The sequence below is a fragment of the Martelella sp. AD-3 genome, from assembly GCF_001578105.1.
Classification (GTDB): Bacteria; Pseudomonadota; Alphaproteobacteria; order Rhizobiales; family Rhizobiaceae; genus Martelella.
In genome coordinates this window covers 152,878-171,096 of record NZ_CP014275.1, presented here as the reverse complement: position 1 = coordinate 171,096, position 18,219 = coordinate 152,878, and the positions used below count along the sequence as shown (strand labels likewise).

General features: G+C 64.4%; 12 protein-coding genes. 9 read left to right on the top strand and 3 right to left on the bottom strand.

Features of this window, described 5'->3' with window-relative positions; all coding sequences use genetic code 11:
• Positions 1 to 23: 23 nt before the first annotated feature.
• Entirely contained in the window at positions 24 to 1,055 is a 1,032-nt protein-coding gene (locus tag AZF01_RS00790) for an aspartate-semialdehyde dehydrogenase (RefSeq protein WP_024708821.1), read from the bottom strand.
• Between the two features lie 262 nt (positions 1,056 to 1,317).
• Positions 1,318 to 2,037 carry a phosphatase PAP2 family protein gene (locus AZF01_RS00785; protein ID WP_051424095.1) on the bottom strand — a complete coding sequence of 240 codons (720 nt, stop codon included), beginning with the start codon at positions 2,035 to 2,037 and terminating at the stop codon, positions 1,318 to 1,320.
• Between the two features lie 473 nt (positions 2,038 to 2,510).
• On the opposite strand from AZF01_RS00785, the gene wecB reads away from it, so the two are divergent.
• Genes wecB through AZF01_RS00760 form a run of 5 tightly spaced genes read left to right on the top strand, consistent with a single transcriptional unit; the run spans position 2,511 to position 11,811 of the window.
• The gene (gene wecB / locus AZF01_RS00780) at positions 2,511 to 3,656 is read left to right on the top strand and encodes a non-hydrolyzing UDP-N-acetylglucosamine 2-epimerase (protein WP_024708819.1); all 1,146 of its coding nucleotides are present in this window, start codon (positions 2,511 to 2,513) and stop codon (positions 3,654 to 3,656) included.
• A gap of 39 nt (positions 3,657 to 3,695) precedes the next feature.
• On the top strand, positions 3,696 to 5,942 hold the full coding sequence (locus AZF01_RS00775) for a hypothetical protein (protein WP_152534566.1): 2,247 nt from the start codon (positions 3,696 to 3,698) through the stop codon (positions 5,940 to 5,942).
• Positions 5,943 to 5,960: 18 nt separating this feature from the next.
• Positions 5,961 to 8,144: a glycosyl transferase family protein gene (locus tag AZF01_RS00770; protein ID WP_024708817.1), complete on the top strand. Its 2,184-nt coding sequence runs from the start codon at positions 5,961 to 5,963 to the stop codon at positions 8,142 to 8,144.
• A complete protein-coding gene (locus AZF01_RS00765; protein WP_152534565.1) occupies positions 8,141 to 10,933 on the top strand; it encodes a tetratricopeptide repeat protein in 2,793 nt (930 codons plus the stop codon). Before AZF01_RS00770 ends, AZF01_RS00765 begins: the two co-directional genes overlap by 4 nt.
• Positions 10,930 to 11,811 (top strand): hypothetical protein, encoded by an 882-nt coding sequence (locus AZF01_RS00760; RefSeq protein ID WP_024708815.1) that lies wholly within the window; start codon positions 10,930 to 10,932, stop codon positions 11,809 to 11,811. Before AZF01_RS00765 ends, AZF01_RS00760 begins: the two co-directional genes overlap by 4 nt.
• A 113-nt stretch (positions 11,812 to 11,924) precedes the next feature.
• Here AZF01_RS00760 and AZF01_RS00755 read toward each other — a convergent pair whose 3' ends face one another.
• On the bottom strand, positions 11,925 to 13,295 hold the full coding sequence (locus tag AZF01_RS00755; RefSeq protein WP_024708814.1) for an aspartate aminotransferase family protein: 1,371 nt from the start codon (positions 13,293 to 13,295) through the stop codon (positions 11,925 to 11,927).
• A 219-nt stretch (positions 13,296 to 13,514) separates the two neighbouring features.
• On the opposite strand from AZF01_RS00755, the gene AZF01_RS00750 reads away from it, so the two are divergent.
• The 4 genes from AZF01_RS00750 to AZF01_RS00735 all read left to right on the top strand — a co-directional run bounded on the left by AZF01_RS00750 (position 13,515) and on the right by AZF01_RS00735 (position 18,215).
• Positions 13,515 to 14,693: a M24 family metallopeptidase gene (locus tag AZF01_RS00750; RefSeq protein WP_061449604.1), complete on the top strand. Its 1,179-nt coding sequence runs from the start codon at positions 13,515 to 13,517 to the stop codon at positions 14,691 to 14,693.
• A 7-nt stretch (positions 14,694 to 14,700) separates the two neighbouring features.
• The gene (argE, locus tag AZF01_RS00745; protein WP_024708473.1) at positions 14,701 to 15,858 is read left to right on the top strand and encodes an acetylornithine deacetylase; all 1,158 of its coding nucleotides are present in this window, start codon (positions 14,701 to 14,703) and stop codon (positions 15,856 to 15,858) included.
• Complete coding sequence (locus tag AZF01_RS00740; protein ID WP_024708474.1) at positions 15,855 to 16,523, top strand: GntR family transcriptional regulator; 669 nt, start codon at positions 15,855 to 15,857, stop codon at positions 16,521 to 16,523. Before argE ends, AZF01_RS00740 begins: the two co-directional genes overlap by 4 nt.
• 480 nt (positions 16,524 to 17,003) lie before the next feature.
• A complete protein-coding gene (locus tag AZF01_RS00735) occupies positions 17,004 to 18,215 on the top strand; it encodes a GTP-binding protein (RefSeq protein WP_024708475.1) in 1,212 nt (403 codons plus the stop codon).
• The last annotated feature ends 4 nt before the right edge of the window (positions 18,216 to 18,219 follow it).

Sequence of the window (18,219 nt, the reverse complement as noted above, 5' to 3'; positions counted from 1 at the left end):
GACTGCAGCACTCTCCCGCCCGATCAGGCGGTCGCGCGCGGCTTGACCAGGTTGCGGGCCACCAGAAGCTCGGCGATCTGGACGGCATTCAGCGCCGCGCCCTTGCGCAGGTTGTCGGAGACCACCCACATTGCCAGGCCGTTTTCCACGGTCGCGTCCTCGCGGATGCGGGAAATATAGGTGACGTCCTCGCCGGCGCATTCGACGGGGGTGACGTATCCGCCATCCTCATGCTTGTCGACGACAAGGCAACCCGGCGCCTCGCGCAGAATCTCGCGGGCTTCCTCGGCCGTGATCTCCTTTTCGAATTCGAGGTTCACGGATTCGCCATGGCCGATGAAGACCGGAACGCGCACGGCGGTGCAGGTAACCTTGATCTTCGGGTCCAGCATCTTCTTGGTTTCGGCCAGAACCTTCCATTCCTCCTTGGTGTAGCCGTCCTCCATGAAGACGTCGATATGGGGAATGACGTTGAAGGCGATGCGCTTGGTGAACTTCCTGTTCTCGATCGGATCGGCGACGAAGACGGCCCGGGTCTGGTTGAACAGCTCGTCCATGCCGTCCTTGCCCGCGCCGGAGACCGACTGGTAGGTGGAGACCACGACGCGCTTGATGGTCGCCGCGTCATGCAGCGGCTTCAGCGCGACGACGAGCTGGGCGGTCGAGCAGTTCGGATTGGCGATGATGTTGCGCCTGGTAAAGCCCTCGACGGCATCGGGATTGACCTCCGGCACGATCAGCGGCACGTCGGCGTCGTAACGCCAGGCGGACGAATTGTCGATCACGACGCAGCCCTGGGCGCCGATCTTCGGCGACCACTTCTGCGAGATCGATCCGCCCGCCGACATCAGGCAGATATCGGTGTCGGAGAAATCGTAATTTTCCAGGTTCTTTACCTTCAGCGTCTTGTCGCCGAAGGAGACTTCCTTGCCGACGGAACGGCTGGAAGCGAGCGCGACGACCTCATCGGCCGGGAAACCGCGCTCTGCGAGGATGGACAGCATTTCGCGCCCGACATTGCCGGTGGCGCCGGCGACTGCAATCTTGAAACCCATGATGATTTAGCTCTCTTTCGTTTCTCTCCTCCTGGTGGGCGGGAGCGGAAGAGCGGCCTTGACGGCGCCTTCCCGTCCCCGGCCGGGCCGGGGAGAGAGCGGCAGGGCCAGAGACGTCAGACGGTTTTCGTCGTCGTTTTCTTGGCCGTTTCGGTGAGAATTGCGGATGCATGAACGCCGCCGGCGCCCAGCGCCAGGGTGATATCGCCCGATCTTTGACGTATCGACTGCAGCATCCATGCGTGTCCTTTAACCGCGAAGGCTAATGGCCCTTTTGCGCCCGCAAGTCAAGGTCTGTTTGCCTGGAAGCGGGTGGATGGCGGTGTTGCATGAACGCCGGTTTAAGCGCCCTGATGCTGTTGCGCGGCACCGGCCAGCCGCCGTCGTCGATCCTGAACACCAGGCGATAACGCGAGAAAAAGATCGCGACGAGGTAGGTGCACCACGCGCCGAAGGCAAGCCCGGCGATGACGTCGCTCGGATAGTGCGCGCCGACAATCGTGCGGCACATGGCGAATATGACGGCGAGGCTGAAGAACATCACGCGGTGGCGCGGCATGAAGAAGGCGGCGCAGGTGAAGATCGCGGCGATCGTGGTCGAATGGCCCGAGGGGAAGCTGGCGAAATCAGCATCGAACTGCATCGGGCTGAAGGCGAACGGGCCGATCTCATGATAGAGCATGTTGGGGCGCGCGCGGCCGATCATGTTCTTGATGAGGGCGACGGCGATGCCGGAAAAGGCGATGGCCGCGAAGACGAAACTGGAGGCCTGGGCGAGGAAGACGCCCTTGGCCCGCGTGCGCCGGTCGCCTGTACCGGCAGCGCCGAGACCGACGACGATGGCGAGGAAACTGACGATCAGGATCCAGTCCGACTTGCCGAAATCGGTCAGCAGATTGCCGTACTGGTGCAGGAGCGGGTCAAGCTGCTTGCTCATGACCCCGACCGGATAGTCGAGGATCGCGAAGGCAACGAGAACCATGCCCAACGTCCCGACGAGGAAACCGCGCCAGTGATTGCACGGCCAACTCCGGTCTTTCACTTTCCGCCGCTGGCTGAACCAGCGATAAGGCACTGTCATTCTATCCCCGCATCTCCCCCGCCCGAGCCTGCGCTCAAGGCCATGCAGCAAAAACCGTAACCGAAAAACGAGGCGAACTCAACGCTGACAGGGGTCTCGCCGGCCGTTTCCGCCGAAAGGCGCGGGATGCCGGACCGCGAACCCGTTTCGCGCCCGCGACAGCGCGCGAACAGGGCGGTTGCATTGAGCGCCGATGGCTGCGTAACCGATAATTAACCATGACCGCCTAAAAATCATATCGAAAAGTATCGGTATTGCGCTGCTGCGCCGGTTCGGTTGGCAGTCTCGGGCGTCATCGCCGGCCGGGGACGCCATCCGCACCGGATGCAGGACACGGCGATCGCGGCGGGCCGGGTATCTAAGGAAATCATGTTGTGAAAGTTCTCTGCGTATTCGGCACCAGACCGGAAGCGATCAAGATGGCCCCGGTCGTCAACGCGATCGCGCGCGACAGAGCTATCACCGGCGTGACCTGCGTCACAGGCCAGCACCGTGCGATGCTGGACCAGGTGCTTGACCTCTTCGGCATCGTTCCGGACTTCGACCTTGCCGTCATGGCCCCGAACCAGACGCTGAACAGCCTTTCCTGCCGTGTCATCGCCGGCCTTGACGCGGTTCTGGAAGAGGTGCGGCCCGATTGCGTGCTGGTTCACGGCGATACCACATCGGCGATGGCGGCGAGCCTTGCCGCTTTCCACCGCGGCATAAAGATCGGGCATGTGGAGGCGGGGCTCAGGACCTATGACCTTTCAAGGCCCTGGCCGGAGGAAATGAACCGCCGGGTGATCGACGTGGTATCATCACTCGCTTTCGCGCCGACGGCTTCGAGCGCCGAAAACCTCGAACGCGAGCATCTCGGCGGCCGCATCATCGTCACCGGCAACACGGTTATCGACGCGCTGAAGGAGACGGCCGGCCGCATTGGCAAGGACGCAAGCCTTCGCAACACGCTCGAAGAGCGGTTCACCTTCCTCAGCCCCGGTCGTCGGCTGGTTCTGGTCACGGGGCACCGGCGCGAAAGCTTCGGCGGCGGCTTCGTCAATATCTGCAAGGCGCTGGCACGGCTTTCAAAACGCGACGACATCGAGATCGTCTATCCGGTGCACCTCAACCCGAATGTCTCGGGGCCGGTGCATGAACTGCTCGGCACGCTTGACAATGTCCATCTCATCGACCCGCTGGCCTATCTGGATTTCGTTTATCTGATGACGCGGGCCGAAATCATCCTGACGGATTCCGGCGGCGTGCAGGAGGAGGCGCCCTCGCTCGGCAAGCCGGTCCTGGTGATGCGCGACGTCACCGAGCGGCCGGAGGCCGTGGCCGCCGGCGCCGTCATCCTGGTGGGGACGGAGACGGAGCGGATCGTCACGGAAACCGAAAGGCTTCTGGATGACGCGGCGCATTATCAAGGCTTTTCCCGCGTCATCAACCCCTACGGAGACGGCAGGGCCGCCGGACGCATCGCCGACGCGCTGGCGGGACGGCCGGTCTCTCCTTTCGACCCGAAGGCGGCGCAATGACAAAGCGAAATGCCGAAAGCGCCGAAGGGAGCTGACGATATGACAACTCGCAGAAACAGTGCTGGCCGCAAAGCCACATTGTCCGTCGCTATCGGGAGCCTCTTCCTGTTGTCAAGCCAGGGAACGACCGAGGCTGGCGAGGTGGCCGATGCGCTCCGCGCGCTCGGCAAAAGCGACATCGTCACCCGGACAGTAACACTGAGCGACCTTGGCATCACCGAACCGCTCTCGTTCTCGGCGAACCGGGTCAACCGCGAGATCTTCATCCCGGTTCCGGCCGGCGTGCCGCTGATCGAGCCGAGCCTGTTCTTCGACGGCACCTATCTGCGGGGCGACGGCGGCAAGACCACCTATATCCTCTCGCTTGACGGCTATGCCGTGGCCGCGCGCTCGCCGGAGGGCGAAAGGGGAAAGACCCAATTCGACATCGGCGTTGACGGCGCCCCGCGCGAGGACGGCTTCGTGCGGCTCGGCATTGCCTGGCAGCCCCTGGTCGGGCAGTTCTATTGCTACGGCACCGGGCCGGACAGCAACCGGCTGCTCGTTCATCCCGATACCTCTCTGGAATACAGCTACAACGCCGCCGACCTCAAGACCGTTTCCAGCGCGTTTGCCGCGTTCAAGCAGACCGTGACGCTCCTGGTCGCGGGCAACACGCTTGACAGCGAGAGCTACGACGCGGCCTGGCGGCTGGGCGTGGCGCTGGAAAGAGCCGGCAAGACCCTGCAACTGAAGGCGCTGCCGGCGCGCGGCGACACGGTCGACGCCTCTTCCATCACGGTGCCCGCGGCGCTCGAAAGCGTCCCGGGCTTTGCAGCATTCTCGCACGGCGGCCTGGTCGAGATCGACGATCCGGCCCAGATCGGCGCGCTTCTCGTGCTCTCCGCCACCGGGATACAGGCGGACATCGCGATCGCCGGAGAGACGCTTTCCGCGCAAATCGACGCCGCGCTGAAGGCGATCGGCGCAGAGCTTGCGGCTGCCGACCCGGCTGCCGGGGAGGCATTCCAGGCGCTTGTCGCGGAACGGGAGACATTGTCGCTGCCGCTCGAGAAGGGCTCCTACAGCATGCGTCTTGTCGGCGGCGAGCCGGTGCTTGCCGTCCAGCCGGAAGGCGCCGGGGAAGCCGCAGGCCTTTTCAGCACCTGGTGGCGCCGCACCGCGATCTCCGGCGACATGGTCGTCCGCACGGCGCGGTTGCCGATGGCCGACGGTGACACGATGGCCCTGCTTCCGCCGGGCGATTCCGACAGCAATTTCAGCGTCGTGGGGCTTGGCGAGTGGTCAACGACGGCCGATCTCGGCGGCGATATTCCGCCCGGCATGGTGCCATCAGACATTCATGTCTTCGTTTCCGCCGCGCCCGGCGCAACCGCGACGCGACCGGTGGCCTCGGTCTTCCTCAACGACATGCTTCTGGGCGCCAAACAGCTTGAGGCCGACGGCATGCCGGAGGCAATTTCCGTTTCCGTCCCCGCCTACACGCTGCTGCCGAGCAATACGATCGTCGTGCGGGTCCAGCGCCAGCCGGCACCCGGCGATTGCCAGGAACTGCCGCAGGGCTATCCCGTTTCGATATCGCCCGACAGCTATGTCGAACTCGCGCCCGCCCCTGAAGCGGTAGACTTCTCGAGCGTGTCCGCGAGGCTCGCGGGCGACAGCCTCGTCGTCGTCAACAAGAGCTGGCTCGAAGACGCGCTGACGACGCTGCCGAACCTCATCGCGCTGGCCGATGCCAGCGGCATCGCGCCCGATCGCGCCGGCTTCAGCGTGGCCGACAGACCCGCCTACCCGCAACCGGACAGGCCTTTCCTGTTCCTCGACGTGGCGGTGGAGGGCGTGCGCAAACGCGCGAGCGTCGACGGCAATACCGTCCAGATCACGACCGCGAAGGGCACGACTCTGTTCGACGCTACCGGCCTGTCCGATATCGCCCTGTTGCAGGCGGAAACCGGCGGCGACGAGCCGGGCCTTACCTATTCGGCGGACGGCGTCGGGCCGCTGATCACAAAGCCGCTCCGGCTCAGGCATGGCGATGTCGCCGTCATCGGCTCGGAGGGCGTTCTGGCAGAGGTCAGGACCAGCGGCCGGCCGCTGCCGCGCAACACCGAACCCGACCGCCTGACCAAAAAGCCGTTCAGCTTCTCCTGGCGTCTGCTCACCGATACCGATTTCTGGTTCCGCCAGGTGCCGGTCCTGATGACGGCGCTCATTCTCGGCGGCTTCGTCCTGCTCATGCTGCTTGCCCGCCTGGCCAAGCGGCGCAAGCGAGACGACAAGAGCTGAGCGGGGCCGGGAGGAAGCATGGAGCTCTACTGGCCCTATCTGATCGCCGACTACTACCGGGTGCTGGAATATCTGACGGCGGCCGTCGCCGTCATCATCCTCGTCTCCTGCGTCGACGACCTGTTCATCGACGCCGTCTTCTACCTGCGCACCATCAAGCGGCGCCTCACCGTCGAGCGCCGCTACAAGCCGCTAACGCCGGACCAGCTTTTGGGCCGCCCCGAACAGCACATTGCCATCATGGTGCCGGCCTGGCTCGAAAGCGACGTGATCGCGGCGATGATCGAGGGCATGGTCGGCACGCTCGACTATCGCCACTATACGGTCTTCGTCGGCACCTACCGCAATGATGCGGCGACCATCAACGAGGTGGAACGCATGCGGCGGCGCTATCGCCAGCTCGTGCGCGTGGAGGTGCCGCATGACGGGCCAACCTGCAAGGCAGACTGCCTGAACTGGGTGGTGCAGGCGATCTTTGCCCATGAGGAGCGGCACGGCATATCCTTCGCCGGCGTCATCCTTCATGACAGCGAGGATGTCCTGCACCCGCTCGAGCTGCGTTTCTTCAACTATCTGCTGCCGCGCATCGACCTCATCCAGATCCCGGTCAACTCGCTGGAGCGGCATTGGTCCGATCTCGTCGCCGGCGTCTACATGGATGAATTCGCCGAATGGCACGGCAAGGACATCGTCGTGCGCGAGGCGCTTTCCGGCATGGTGCCGTCGGCCGGGGTCGGCACCTGCTTCTCACGCAAGGCGCTGCTGACGCTTTCGGCCGAAGACAGCAACCAGACCTTCAACACCCAGACGCTGACCGAGGACTACGATATCGGCATGCGGCTCGCCGAGCACGGCATGCGCTCCATCCTCGCCCGTTTTCCGGTCGACTACCAGGTCAAGCGCAGGACCTGGTTCGGCTTCGGCCCCGAAAAGGACATGACCGTGCGGATGGCGCTGTGCGTCCAGGAATATTTTCCCAATACCTTCCGCACCTCATACCGCCAGAAGGCGCGCTGGTCGCTCGGCATCTGCTTTCAGGGCTGGGCCTATTTCGGCTGGCACGGTTCGCTCATCGACCGCTATTTCATGCTGCGCGACCGCAAGGGCATGGTCACCACCTTCGTGACCGTCTTCGCCTATGTCCTCGCGTTCCAGTATATCCTGTTCCAGCTCGGCTTCACATTCGGGCTTCTTCCGGGCGGCTATCCGCCGCTCCTTGCCGTCGAAGGCTGGGTCGGGCTTGTCCTGATCCTGAACGCCGTGGCCCTTTTCCTGCGCATTTCGCAGCGCTTCTATTTTACCGCGCGCACATTCGGCTGGGAACACGGCCTCCTGTCCATCCCGCGCATCATCGTCGGCAATTTCGTGAACTTCATGGCGATGGCGCGGGCATGGAACCAGTATCTCAACCACCTCTTCACCGGCAAACGCCTGGTCTGGGACAAGACCATGCATGACTTCCCGACCGGCGACGGTCTGGTGGACCGCAAGACGAAACTGGGCGACCTGCTGGTCTCCTGGCACGCCATCAACGCCGCCCAGCTTGAAACATCGCTTGAAGCGCAGAAGGCCAGGCGCGTGCCGCTCGGCCGCATCCTTCTGGACGAGGGCTGGCTGGAGGAAGACGTGCTGGCCGAGGCCGTCGCCTTCCAGTCCGGCCTCGACCTGATCACCGTGACGGAAGAGGAACTGGTCGCCGCGCGCGACCGGTTTAGGCCGGATTTCCTGTTTGCCTACCGGGTTCTGCCGGTGGTCGACGAGGAGAGCGACAGGCTGGCGCTCGCAACCTCCTTTCCGCTAGCCGAGAACGCGCTGGCTGCGATCGCCAACCGCCTCGGCTATGAACCGCGCTATTTTGTCGTGCGCGACCGGGTGCTTGCCGGCGGCCTGCGCCTGCTCGCATCGAAAGGCCGCGACAGGGAACCCTCAAGAGAGGAACGTATCGAGGCCAATATTCCCCTGCTTGGCGAAATCCTGGTCGAAAACGGGGCGATTTCCAATGATGTGCTGCAGAAGGCGCTTGTCGACTACCAGCCCGAGCGTGACGGGCTGATCGGCTCCTATCTCGTCGACCGGGACGTCGTCTTCAGGGAGGCGATCGAAAACGCGCTCGAGGAGCAGCGCGCCCGCATAGCCCGGGCGCGGGAAAGACAGGACGCCAGGCCGGACGCGACCGAGAGCGAAGGGGAGGCCCGGTCATGAAGGCTTTCCGGCCCTTCCCCTTGCTGATCGCCGCGGCAATGGTCGTGCAGACCGTGGCGCCCGTCGCGGCGCAGGAGACGACAGCAGGCGCGGCCACCGTCAGGATCGAATATCTGCCGCTTACCGGCCCGCCGCTTCTTCTCTACCGAAACGCCAGGCAGGCGCTTGCCGACGGCAATGCCGAAAGGGCGATCGCGGATCTCAGGGAAGCGATCCGGCAGAGGCCGGATGCCGGCGAACTGAGGCTGGCGCTGGTGGAAGCCCTCCTCGCCGCAGGCCGCAACGGCGAAGCGCGGGAGGCAGCGCTTTTTGCCGCTTCCGACCCGGATGTCGATGCCGAGACCCGGCGTCAGCTTGCCGCCAAGGCCGGCGAGATCAGAGAGGACCCCGTCGCTGCGACGCCGGCCCCCGCCACCGAGGTCTATCAGGCCGCCAATGCGGCGGCAGTCTCCGAGGCGACAATCGATCCCGAGCTTGACGACGATGCCATTCGCCTCCTCGCCGAACGGGCCGCCGCCATCAGGGAAGGCCGCGCACAAGAGGAAGCGGACGAAGAAGCCGGTGAGATCGCGGCGGAAGACGCGCAGGACGCGCCCCTGTCCACCGACGACCCCGCCTACAAGGCCGCCGACACGGCCTATCGCGCCTTCGAGCGCGGCCGGTATGCCGAGGCCGTTGCCGCCGCCGAGGAAGCTGTCAGGCTGGCGCCCCAAATCGATGATTACCGAACCCTGCTCGACAATGCGAGAACCGCCCTTGCCGAGGAGCGGGCACGACAGGCGGCGGCCGCCAAAGAAGCGGCGGAGGCCGAACCCACGCCGCCGGAACCGGTCGCCGAACCGGGCCTCGACGCCGAGGCCGTCCGCCGGCTTTCCGAGCGCGCTGCCGGCATCAGGCAGGAGCGGGACGGGCAGACGGCGCAGGCGGCGCAAAGCCCTGTCGCGGCAGCGCCGGAAGAGCCCCCTGAAGCAGCTCTCCCCGCAACAGAAGACCCCGCTTACAAGGCAGCGGATGCCGCCTACCGCGCCTACGAGAACGGCGAATACCGCAAGGCCGTCATCAATGCCGGAGATGCCGTCCGGCTTGCGCCGGACAATGATGACTATCGCGCGCTTCTCGACAATGCCGAAAAGGCCCTGGCGGAGATGAAGGCGAGAACGGCCGCCGCCTCGCCGGCGGCAAGAGCCGCCGAAAAAGCCTATGCGGCGCTGCGGCGCGATGATCCGCAAGCAGCACTTGGGCCCGCATGGCAGGCGGCGCGCCACGCGCCCGGCAACCGCTCCTATCAGGTGCTGCTGGTCGATGTCCTCAATCGCAACGGCGACCGGGAAGACGCGCTGCGCGTCGTCGATGCGGCGATCGCCCGCTTCGGTCCGGACCGCACGCTGCTCGGCCAGCGCGGCGTCATCCGGCAGGCGCTCGGGGACCAGACCGGCGCGCGCGCCGATTTTGAACAGGCGCTCGCCCTGCCCGGTGAAACCGCGGACGAGACCGGTCTCCGGCTCAACCTCGCCGCAGCGGCCATGGCGACGGATGCGCCCGAAACCGCCTATCAGGCGCTCATGCCCCTCGGCGATAGCCCGGATGCCGCCGTCTGGCTGGCGCGGGCAAAGGCGCTGACCGCGATGGAGAGCTTCACCGCCGCCGCGACCGCGCTTGAACAGGCGGAACGTCTGGCGAAGGGAGAGAGGCAGCAGGCGGATGTGGCCATTGCCGGGCTCGACCTGCTGATGGCCGAGGGCAAAAACCGGCGCGCCCGCGCGGGCCTGCGCGCTGCCGCCGGGGACGGCGTTCTCGCGCCGATCGGTCCGACGGAAACCGCCTATCTCGCCGCCCGCCTCGGCGACCGCGCGCTTGCCTATGACGCCTTCAGCAAGGCCTATCAGGCCGGCGATCTTGACGGCAGCCAGCTGATTGACGCGGCCTATGCCGCAAGGCGGGATTACCACAACGAGGATGCGGTCTCCTGGCTGAAACGGGCCATCGACGAGGTGGATGCCGGCAGGCTCTCCCTGTCGCCGGAAGGACTTTTCAGCCTCAGGCGCGAGGTTTCGGACATTTCGCGGCGCTGGGGCGCCAATATCGGCCTCTTTTACGGCAGCACCGGCATTTCCGACGGCTACATCACGCCGCCGGCGTCTGCCGGGCGCAGCATGCAGCTCGGCTCGGAAGTGTTCTGGCGACCTCCGGTCATCGGCTACCGGGACGGGCGCACGGTCGATCTCTTTGTCCGCCAGTTCACCACGGTTTACGATTCGCTCGGCGGCGCTGTCGGGCTATCGACCATGCAGGGAGCGGCGGGCGTGCGCGTCAAGCCGTTTACCAATCTCAACCTGGCGCTGGAAGCCGCGCGCTACTTCAAGATCGGGCGCTACAGCCGCGACGACACGCTGGTGCGCGCCGCCATCTCCGACGGGTTCAACACCGACCTGATGCCCGGTTCGGATGCCTGGTGGACGGGCTGGTATTATGGCGAGGCGGGCCGCTATTTCGACAGCGACGAGGATTTCGCCCTCGCGAATGCGAGCCTTGGCCGCAGCTTCGCGCTCAACGACGACGGGACCCTCATCGTCACGCCCTATATCGGCATCGCGGCCGACTACAATAACACCTATGCGACGGAGTTCGCGCTGGGCGCGGGACCGGGGATCAATCTGCGCTACTGGTTCCGCCAGACGCAGTACGAAGCGCCGATGTCGCATATCGATATCAACGGCCAGTACCGGGCAAGGCTCGGCGGCGATGACAGGGCGCGCGGATGGTTCGCTTCCCTCAATCTGATGATATGACCCGACGCCTGTTCAGGGTCCTGCCGGCCGTGCTCTTGCTGGGCGGCGCCTTTCTTCTGGGGCGCTTCCTCATTTTGTCGCCCGGCCACCGCGCGGCGCTTATCGACGGACCGGTCACCGGCATCGTCTGGCAGGTCGACGATGCGACCGCTAAGCCCGAAGGCGAATGGCAGCGTCTCGGCGCGGACCATCTTCTCATCCAGTGGATCCTTGTCGACGGTATCGGTTTTGCCCGCGGCACTGGCGGGAAGGCGCCCACGCAGATGCCGGACTGGCGGCGCATCGCCAAAGAGCCCTGGGCCCGGCATGTCACGCTCGGCCTTGCCGGCGATTTTGACGAGAAGAAAGCGCGCGAGAACGCGCTGCAGCTGGCAAGGACCTCGGCCGCCATTGCAGGCAAGAAACCGCCGCTCGCGGTCGAGGGCTATTATTTTCCGGTCGAGGTGGACCCGACCTGGAAGGAGGCGGCGGAGGTGATGCCAAAGGCGCTTGCGCTTCTACCGCGCCCGCTCTGGATCAGCGTTTACGACAACAGCAATATCGGCGGCGAGGCCCTTGCCGACTGGCTTTCGACCTGGCTGCCGGCAGATGTCGGCGTCTTCTTCCAGGACGGTGCCGGCGTCGCGGCGCGCTCCCCGCAGACGGCGCGCGACTATGCCGACGCGCTTTCCGCCCGGCTCGGCAAGGATCGCCTGCGCGTCATCGCCGAAGCCTTTCGCCCGCTCCCCCAGGGCGGCTTCCGGCCCGCGACGGTGCAGGAGCTCATGCCGCAAATCGCCCTCATGGAGGGATACGCGCTCTATCTCTTTGACGGCCCGCATTATCTCGACGACACGCTCGTCGACGCGCTTGTGAAACGCATCGACGAGCGTGATTGAGCATGAACAGACGCTGCAAACCCGGCGCGGGCCGTCTGCCAACAGTCTGAACGACCAATGCTTCCTGCCGCGAGAGGAATACCGCCCTCTGCGGCGCTTCCGACGCCCTGCCCTCAGCCGAGAACCGCCGTCACCGCCTTCTTCGTCGCGGCGACGATCCGGTCGGCCTCTTCACGGGTCAGGCACAGCGGCGGGGCATAGCCCAGAATATCGCCCTCCGGCATGGCGCGCGCGATGACGCCTTCCGCGAGAAGGGCGGCGGCCAGCCTGTAGCCGATCTTTTCCTCCGGTTCGAAGAAGGTGCGGCTCTCGCGATCCCTGACGAATTCGACGGCGAGCAACATGCCCTCGCCGCGCACATCGCCGACATGGGCATGCTCGCCCAGCGCGTCCTTCATGGCGGCCAGGAAATAGGCGCCGGTCTCGCCGGCATTCTTGACGAGGCCCAATTCGTCGATCAGCTTCAGATTGGCAACGCCGGCGGCAGCCCCGATCGGGTGCGCGGAATAGGTCCAGCCATGGCCGATCGGGCCGTTCTCGTCGGTGCCCTGTTCCAGAACCTTCCACATCTTTTCAGAAACGATGGAGCCGGAAAGCGGAGCATAAGCGGATGTCAGCCCCTTGGCGATGGTGATCAGATCGGGCTTCAGGCCGAAATGCGCCGAGCCGAACATGCTGCCGAGACGGCCGAAGCCGGTGACGACCTCATCGGCGATCAGCAGAATGTCGTGCTTTTCGAGAACGGCGGAAATGGCGTCCCAATAGCCTGCCGGCGGCGGCACGATGCCGCCCGTTCCGAGCACCGGCTCGCCGATGAAGGCGGCGATCGTGTCGGCGCCTTCGCGCTCGATCCGATGTTCCAGTTCGGCGACGCAGTGGGCGACGAAATCGGTCTCGCTCATGGCAAGATCGTCGCGGCGGAAATAATAGGGTGCGGTGGTGTGGAACACCCGCTCCAGCGGCAGGTCGAACTTCCTCTGGAAGCCGGGAAGGCCGGTCAGCGAACCGGTCATCAGGCCGGAGCCGTGATAGCCGCGCCAGCGCGAGATGATCTTCTTCTTTTCCGGGCGGCCGAGAATATTGTTGTAATACCAGACGAGCTTGATGTTGGTTTCGTTGGCATCCGAACCCGACAGGCCGAAATAGACCTTGGACATGTGCTCCGGCGCGCGGTCGATCACCATCTTGGCAAGGTTGATCGCCGCTTCCGTGCCGTGGCCGGCATAGGCGTGGTAATAGGCAAGCTCCCGCGCCTGCTCGGCGATCGCCTCGATGATGCTCTCGCGTCCGTAGCCGACATTGACGCAGTAGAGGCCGCCGAAGGCATCCAGCAGCGTCTTGCCGTCGCGGTCCTCGATGAACACGCCCTTGCCCGTCTTGACGATGCGGCTGGCGCTTTCACCGCGCGCATGCTGGGCGAGATGGGTCGAGGGATGAAAGAAATTCTCGCGGTCGAAACGGTCGAGCTGGTCGTTGGTGAGCATCTTTGTCCTCGCGGTGCGGGTGTTTGAAGAACTGCATCGTCCGGATGTTTTTGACGTTTGAAACCTGTTGCGCCGGACATGGAAAACGTGTTGTATACAACAGTGCGACAATGCATGAAAGTCAACCCGGAAACGGGCCTAAATTTGTCGATTTTCGTTTCATTTTACGCTTTTTTCTGATCGCCTGCGTCTGTTGTGCACAAATAAAATGAGGGAACCATGCCAGCGCTGCCTTTCTCCCGATCCGAATATGACCGCCGCCTGGCGCTGACCCGCAAGGCGATGGAGGCCTGGGGCATCGATGTGCTGGTCGTCACCGCGCCGGCCGGCATGAACTGGCTGACCGGCTATGACGGCTGGTCTTTTTACGTCGATCAGGCCGTGCTGGTGACCCCGACCGGCATGCCGTTCTGGTGGGGCCGGCTGATGGATGCCAACGGCGCGCGCCGCACCTCCTATATCGATGAGGACCACATCATCTATTACGCCGACCGCTATGTGCAGGCCGCCGGCTGCCACCCCATGGACGACCTGGCCGACAAGATCCGGGAACTCGGCCACGGGAAAAACCGCATCGCCGTGGAGATGACCGCCTATTACTATTCCGCCGCCGGCCACAAGGCGCTGGTCGAAGGCCTTCCCGAGGCGACGATCATCGATGGTTCCGGTCTTGTCGACTGGCAGCGCGTGGTCAAGTCGGACGAGGAGCTCGCCTTCATGCGCAAGGCCGCGAAGATTTCCGACAGAGTGATGTCGCATGCCATGGAGATTGCCGAGCCGGGCATGAAAAAGAACCGTTTCGTCGGCGAACTGATGAAGACGGCGATCGACGGCGTCGACGATGCCTGGGGCGACTATCCCGCCATCATGCCGCTTCTGCCTTCCGGGGCCGATGCCTCCGCGCCGCACCTCACCTGGAACAGCGATGAATTCCGCATGGGCGAGGCAACCTTCATCGAACAGGCGGGCTGCTACCGCCGTTATCACGCGCCGCTGTCGCGCACCATCTTCTTCGGCACGCCGCCGGACCACATGAAGGCGGCCGCCGATGCCGCCGTTGCCGGGCTCAACGCCGGTATCGAGGCGGCGCGCGCCGGCAACCGCGCCGGCGACATTGCCGCCGCGATGGAACGGGAACTCTGGAAGGTCGGCATCGAGCGGCCGAACCGCTGCGGCTATGCCACCGGCCTTGCCTATCCGCCGGACTGGGGCGAGCACACCGTCTCCATCCGCACCAGCGACGACACGCTGCTGAAGCCGGGCATGACGCTACATTTCATGCCGGGCCTGTGGATGGATGACTGGGGGCTGGAAATCACCGAGACCATTCTGATCAGGGAAGACGGTCCGGCCGAGGCGCTCTGCAATATCGAGCGCAAACTGTTTGTGAAAGACTGAGGCCCCAATGACCGAACTTGCCGCCTGTCGGGACATTCTCGCGGACCTCGTCGCCTTCCCTTCGGTTTCAAGCGAAAGCAATCTGCCCGTGATCGCCTATATCGCCGACCGGCTGGCCGATATCGGCGCGCGGGTCGAGATCTTCACCGACGAGACGGGAACCAAGGCCAATCTGTTCGCCTCACTCGGTCCGGAGGTCTCCGGCGGGCTGATGCTCTCCGGCCATACGGATGTCGTGCCGGTCGACGCGCATATGTGGACGAGCGATCCCTTTGAACTCGCCGAGCGCGACGGCCGGCTTTATGGACGCGGCACGGCGGATATGAAGGGCTTCATCGCCTGCTGCCTTGCCCGCCGCGAACGGCTTGCGGAAGCTGCGGAACGGCGCCCCATCCACTTCGCCTTCACCCATGACGAGGAGATCGGCTGCATCGGCGCGAGGAACCTGGTCGAACACCTGAGGGACCGCGCCATTCGGCCGGGCCTTGCGATCGTCGGCGAACCGACGCTGATGCGGGTGATCGAGGGGCACAAGGGCTGTTGCGAATATACCGTGACCTTTACCGGCCGTTCCGGCCACTCCTCCGCGCCGGATGCCGGAGTCAATGCCGTGGAATATGCCGCGCGCTACATTTCCCGCCTCCTGGAGCTGCGCGAGGGGCTGGTGGCACGTACACCCGTCGGCTCGCGCTACGAACCGCCCTATGCGACGCTCAATGTCGGCGGTCTGGAGGGCGGCATGTCGCATAATGTGATCGCGCCGCGCGCGGTGCTGAAATGGGAAACACGGCCGGTGGTGGCCGAGGATCTTGGCTACGTGAAGCAGGAGATCGCCGAATATTGTCGCACGACGCTTCTGCCCGAAATGCGCCGGCACACGCCGGAAGCGGGCATCGAAACGGAGGTGATCGGCGAGGCGGCGGCGCTCTTTCCCAAAAACGCCAACAGCGCCCGCGACCTTGCCTTTGCGCTCACCGGCGAGAACCGGGCAGACGTCGTGCCCTTCGGCACGGAAGCCGGCTTCTTTCAGGAGATCGGCATGGATGTCGTGGTCTGCGGGCCGGGCTCGATCGACCAGGCGCACAAGCCGGATGAGTTCATCAGCGCCGAGCAGCTTTTCCAATGCCTTGCCATGCTCGACCGGCTTGCGGAGCGCTGGGCATGAGCGAGGAGGACGTCATCGAGGCGCCGACCGGCCGCGACAGGCTGGAGCAGATCCACGACATCATCCGCGAGCGCATCTGCATGCTCGACTATCCGCCCGGCGAGAGGCTTTCCGAAGCTGCCCTTGCGGAAGAATTCGGCATGTCGCGCACGCCGCTCCGGCGCGTTCTGGCGCGGCTCGAAGATGAAGGCCTGCTGCAGTCGGTCCACGGCGTCGGCACCATCGTCACCGATGTCGACCTTGATGAACTGGCCCAGGTCTACCGCCTGCGCATGGAACTGATCGTGCTGACGACGAGCCTCGACCCGGCGGAGTTGACGCCCGACCTGATCGACGCTTTCAGGGTGCTGAATGCCCGTGCCGAGGCGCTGCGAAGAGACCCGTCGGCACGGGATTTCGCCGCACTCGACCGAGACATGCTGCTGCAACTGCTTCAACTGACGGAGAACATGCCGCTGAGGGAGGCAAGCGAGCGGCTTTATTTCCGCACCGCCCGCATCTGGCTGCAGGCCATCACCGCCTCCGATATCGATTTGGAACATGAGGCCGAAATCTACTGCCGCGAAACCGCCGACATCCTGACCGCGCTCGAAAGCGGAAACCGCGACGCCGTCGGCCACATGCGCCGCGCCCATATTTCCATGAGTTTTGCACGGATGCGATGAGCAGACGCCACCGAACGCGCCGGCCGCCTGTCCGCGTTTAGCGGGAAACGCCTGCCATGGCTGGCCGAAAAATGCTCGCCCATATCCTGCAGCATCCCCACTCTCGACCGCAGGGCGATCGTATATGGCCTCGCGGCGTGCGCCAAATACTCTAATGCCCCGACAAGGGCAGTGAGGGTGGTGCGGCATTTCCAAACATGAGGGCGTCCGAGTGGATAGACTCCCACCTCACTGTCGCTATCGCGACATCTCTCCCCTGCGGGGCGAGAAGATTTGGGGGCTATGCGGAAACGCCTCGGATGCGGCCGAAGGATCCACAACGAGGCCCGAACCGCACCTTTTAAGGTCTGTCTCTGTTTGTCCAGCCGCCACGAGTTGACCCCAGTCAGGCTTTTGGCTATCAACGTTACGTTATAACATTTAGACGCCAGACGAAGACTGCTCGATTGGCATTCTCGCGCACCGCAAGGACTTTGACCCATGCTGCAAAACAACGACACCCGTCTCCCCGTTACCGTTCTTTCGGGCTTTCTCGGCGCCGGCAAGACCACCCTGCTCAACCATATTCTCAACAATCGCGAGGGACGGCGGGTCGCGGTGATCGTCAACGACATGAGCGAGGTGAATATCGACGCCGATCTCGTGCGCGAGGGCGGCGCCGATCTGTCGCGCACGGAGGAAACCATGGTGGAGATGACCAATGGCTGCATCTGCTGCACGCTGCGCGACGACCTTCTGACCGAGGTGCGGCGGCTCTCGGAGGAGAAGCGCTTCGACTACCTACTCATCGAAGGAACGGGCATCGCCGAGCCGCTGCCGGTGGCGGCGACCTTTTCATGGCGCGACGAGCGCGGCCAGAGCCTGTCCGATCTCGCGCGGCTCGACACGATGGTGACCGTGGTCGATGCGGTGAACATTCTTCGCGAATATGGCGGCCACGAATTCCTGAAGGATCGCGGCGAAGTCGCGGGCACGGCCGATGAACGCACGCTGGTCGATCTCCATGTCGAACAGATCGAATTCGCCGATGTCGTCGTCGTCAACAAGGTCTCGGATGTCACGCCCGAGGAACGTGAAAATGTCGTCAAGATCGTGCGGGCGCTGAACGCCGACGCAAGGATCATCGAGACGGATTTCAGCCGCGTCGATCTCGACGAACTGCTCGACACCGGCCTTTTCAGCGAGGACAAGGCCAGCCAGCATCCGCTCTGGGCCAAGGAACTCTACGGTTTTGCCGACCACGTGCCGGAAACCGAGGAATACGGCATTTCGAGCTTCGTCTACCGGGCGCGCGCGCCGTTCGATCCGCTGAAATTCGATGCGTTCACCCGGATGAATTTCCCCGGCCTGATCCGCGCCAAGGGACATTTCTGGCTGGCGACGCGGCCGGACTTCGCCGGCGAATTCTCGCTTGCCGGAGCGATCGTGCGCAACGGCCCGCTGGGGCGCTGGTGGGCCGCCGTGCCGAAGAGTCGCTGGCCGAACGCTCCGGAGCTTCGGCAGATGATCGATGATTGCTGGGACGAGGTCTATGGCGACCGCCGCCAGGAAATCGTCTTCATCGGCGCCGGCATGGACAAGGCGGCGATCCGGGAAGCGCTTGACGATTGCCTGATCGACACCGGGCCTACGTTCAATGAACGCGATTTCGAGTTCCTGACCGACCCGTTTCCGTCGTGGACGAGAGGCTGAGGCG

Coding starts and splice junctions, on each gene's coding strand:
- AZF01_RS00770 (WP_024708817.1), top strand. CDS start 5,961: ATGGAGCTCTACTGGCCCTATCTGATCGCCGACTACTACCGGGTGCTG.
- AZF01_RS00760 (WP_024708815.1), top strand. CDS start 10,930: ATGACCCGACGCCTGTTCAGGGTCCTGCCGGCCGTGCTCTTGCTGGGC.
- AZF01_RS00765 (WP_152534565.1), top strand. CDS start 8,141: ATGAAGGCTTTCCGGCCCTTCCCCTTGCTGATCGCCGCGGCAATGGTC.
- argE (WP_024708473.1), top strand. CDS start 14,701: ATGACCGAACTTGCCGCCTGTCGGGACATTCTCGCGGACCTCGTCGCC.
- AZF01_RS00740 (WP_024708474.1), top strand. CDS start 15,855: ATGAGCGAGGAGGACGTCATCGAGGCGCCGACCGGCCGCGACAGGCTG.
- AZF01_RS00775 (WP_152534566.1), top strand. CDS start 3,696: ATGACAACTCGCAGAAACAGTGCTGGCCGCAAAGCCACATTGTCCGTC.
- AZF01_RS00750 (WP_061449604.1), top strand. CDS start 13,515: ATGCCAGCGCTGCCTTTCTCCCGATCCGAATATGACCGCCGCCTGGCG.
- AZF01_RS00785 (WP_051424095.1), bottom strand. CDS start 2,037: ATGGTTCTCGTTGCCTTCGCGATCCTCGACTATCCGGTCGGGGTCATG.
- AZF01_RS00735 (WP_024708475.1), top strand. CDS start 17,004: ATGCTGCAAAACAACGACACCCGTCTCCCCGTTACCGTTCTTTCGGGC.
- AZF01_RS00790 (WP_024708821.1), bottom strand. CDS start 1,055: ATGGGTTTCAAGATTGCAGTCGCCGGCGCCACCGGCAATGTCGGGCGC.
- AZF01_RS00755 (WP_024708814.1), bottom strand. CDS start 13,295: ATGCTCACCAACGACCAGCTCGACCGTTTCGACCGCGAGAATTTCTTT.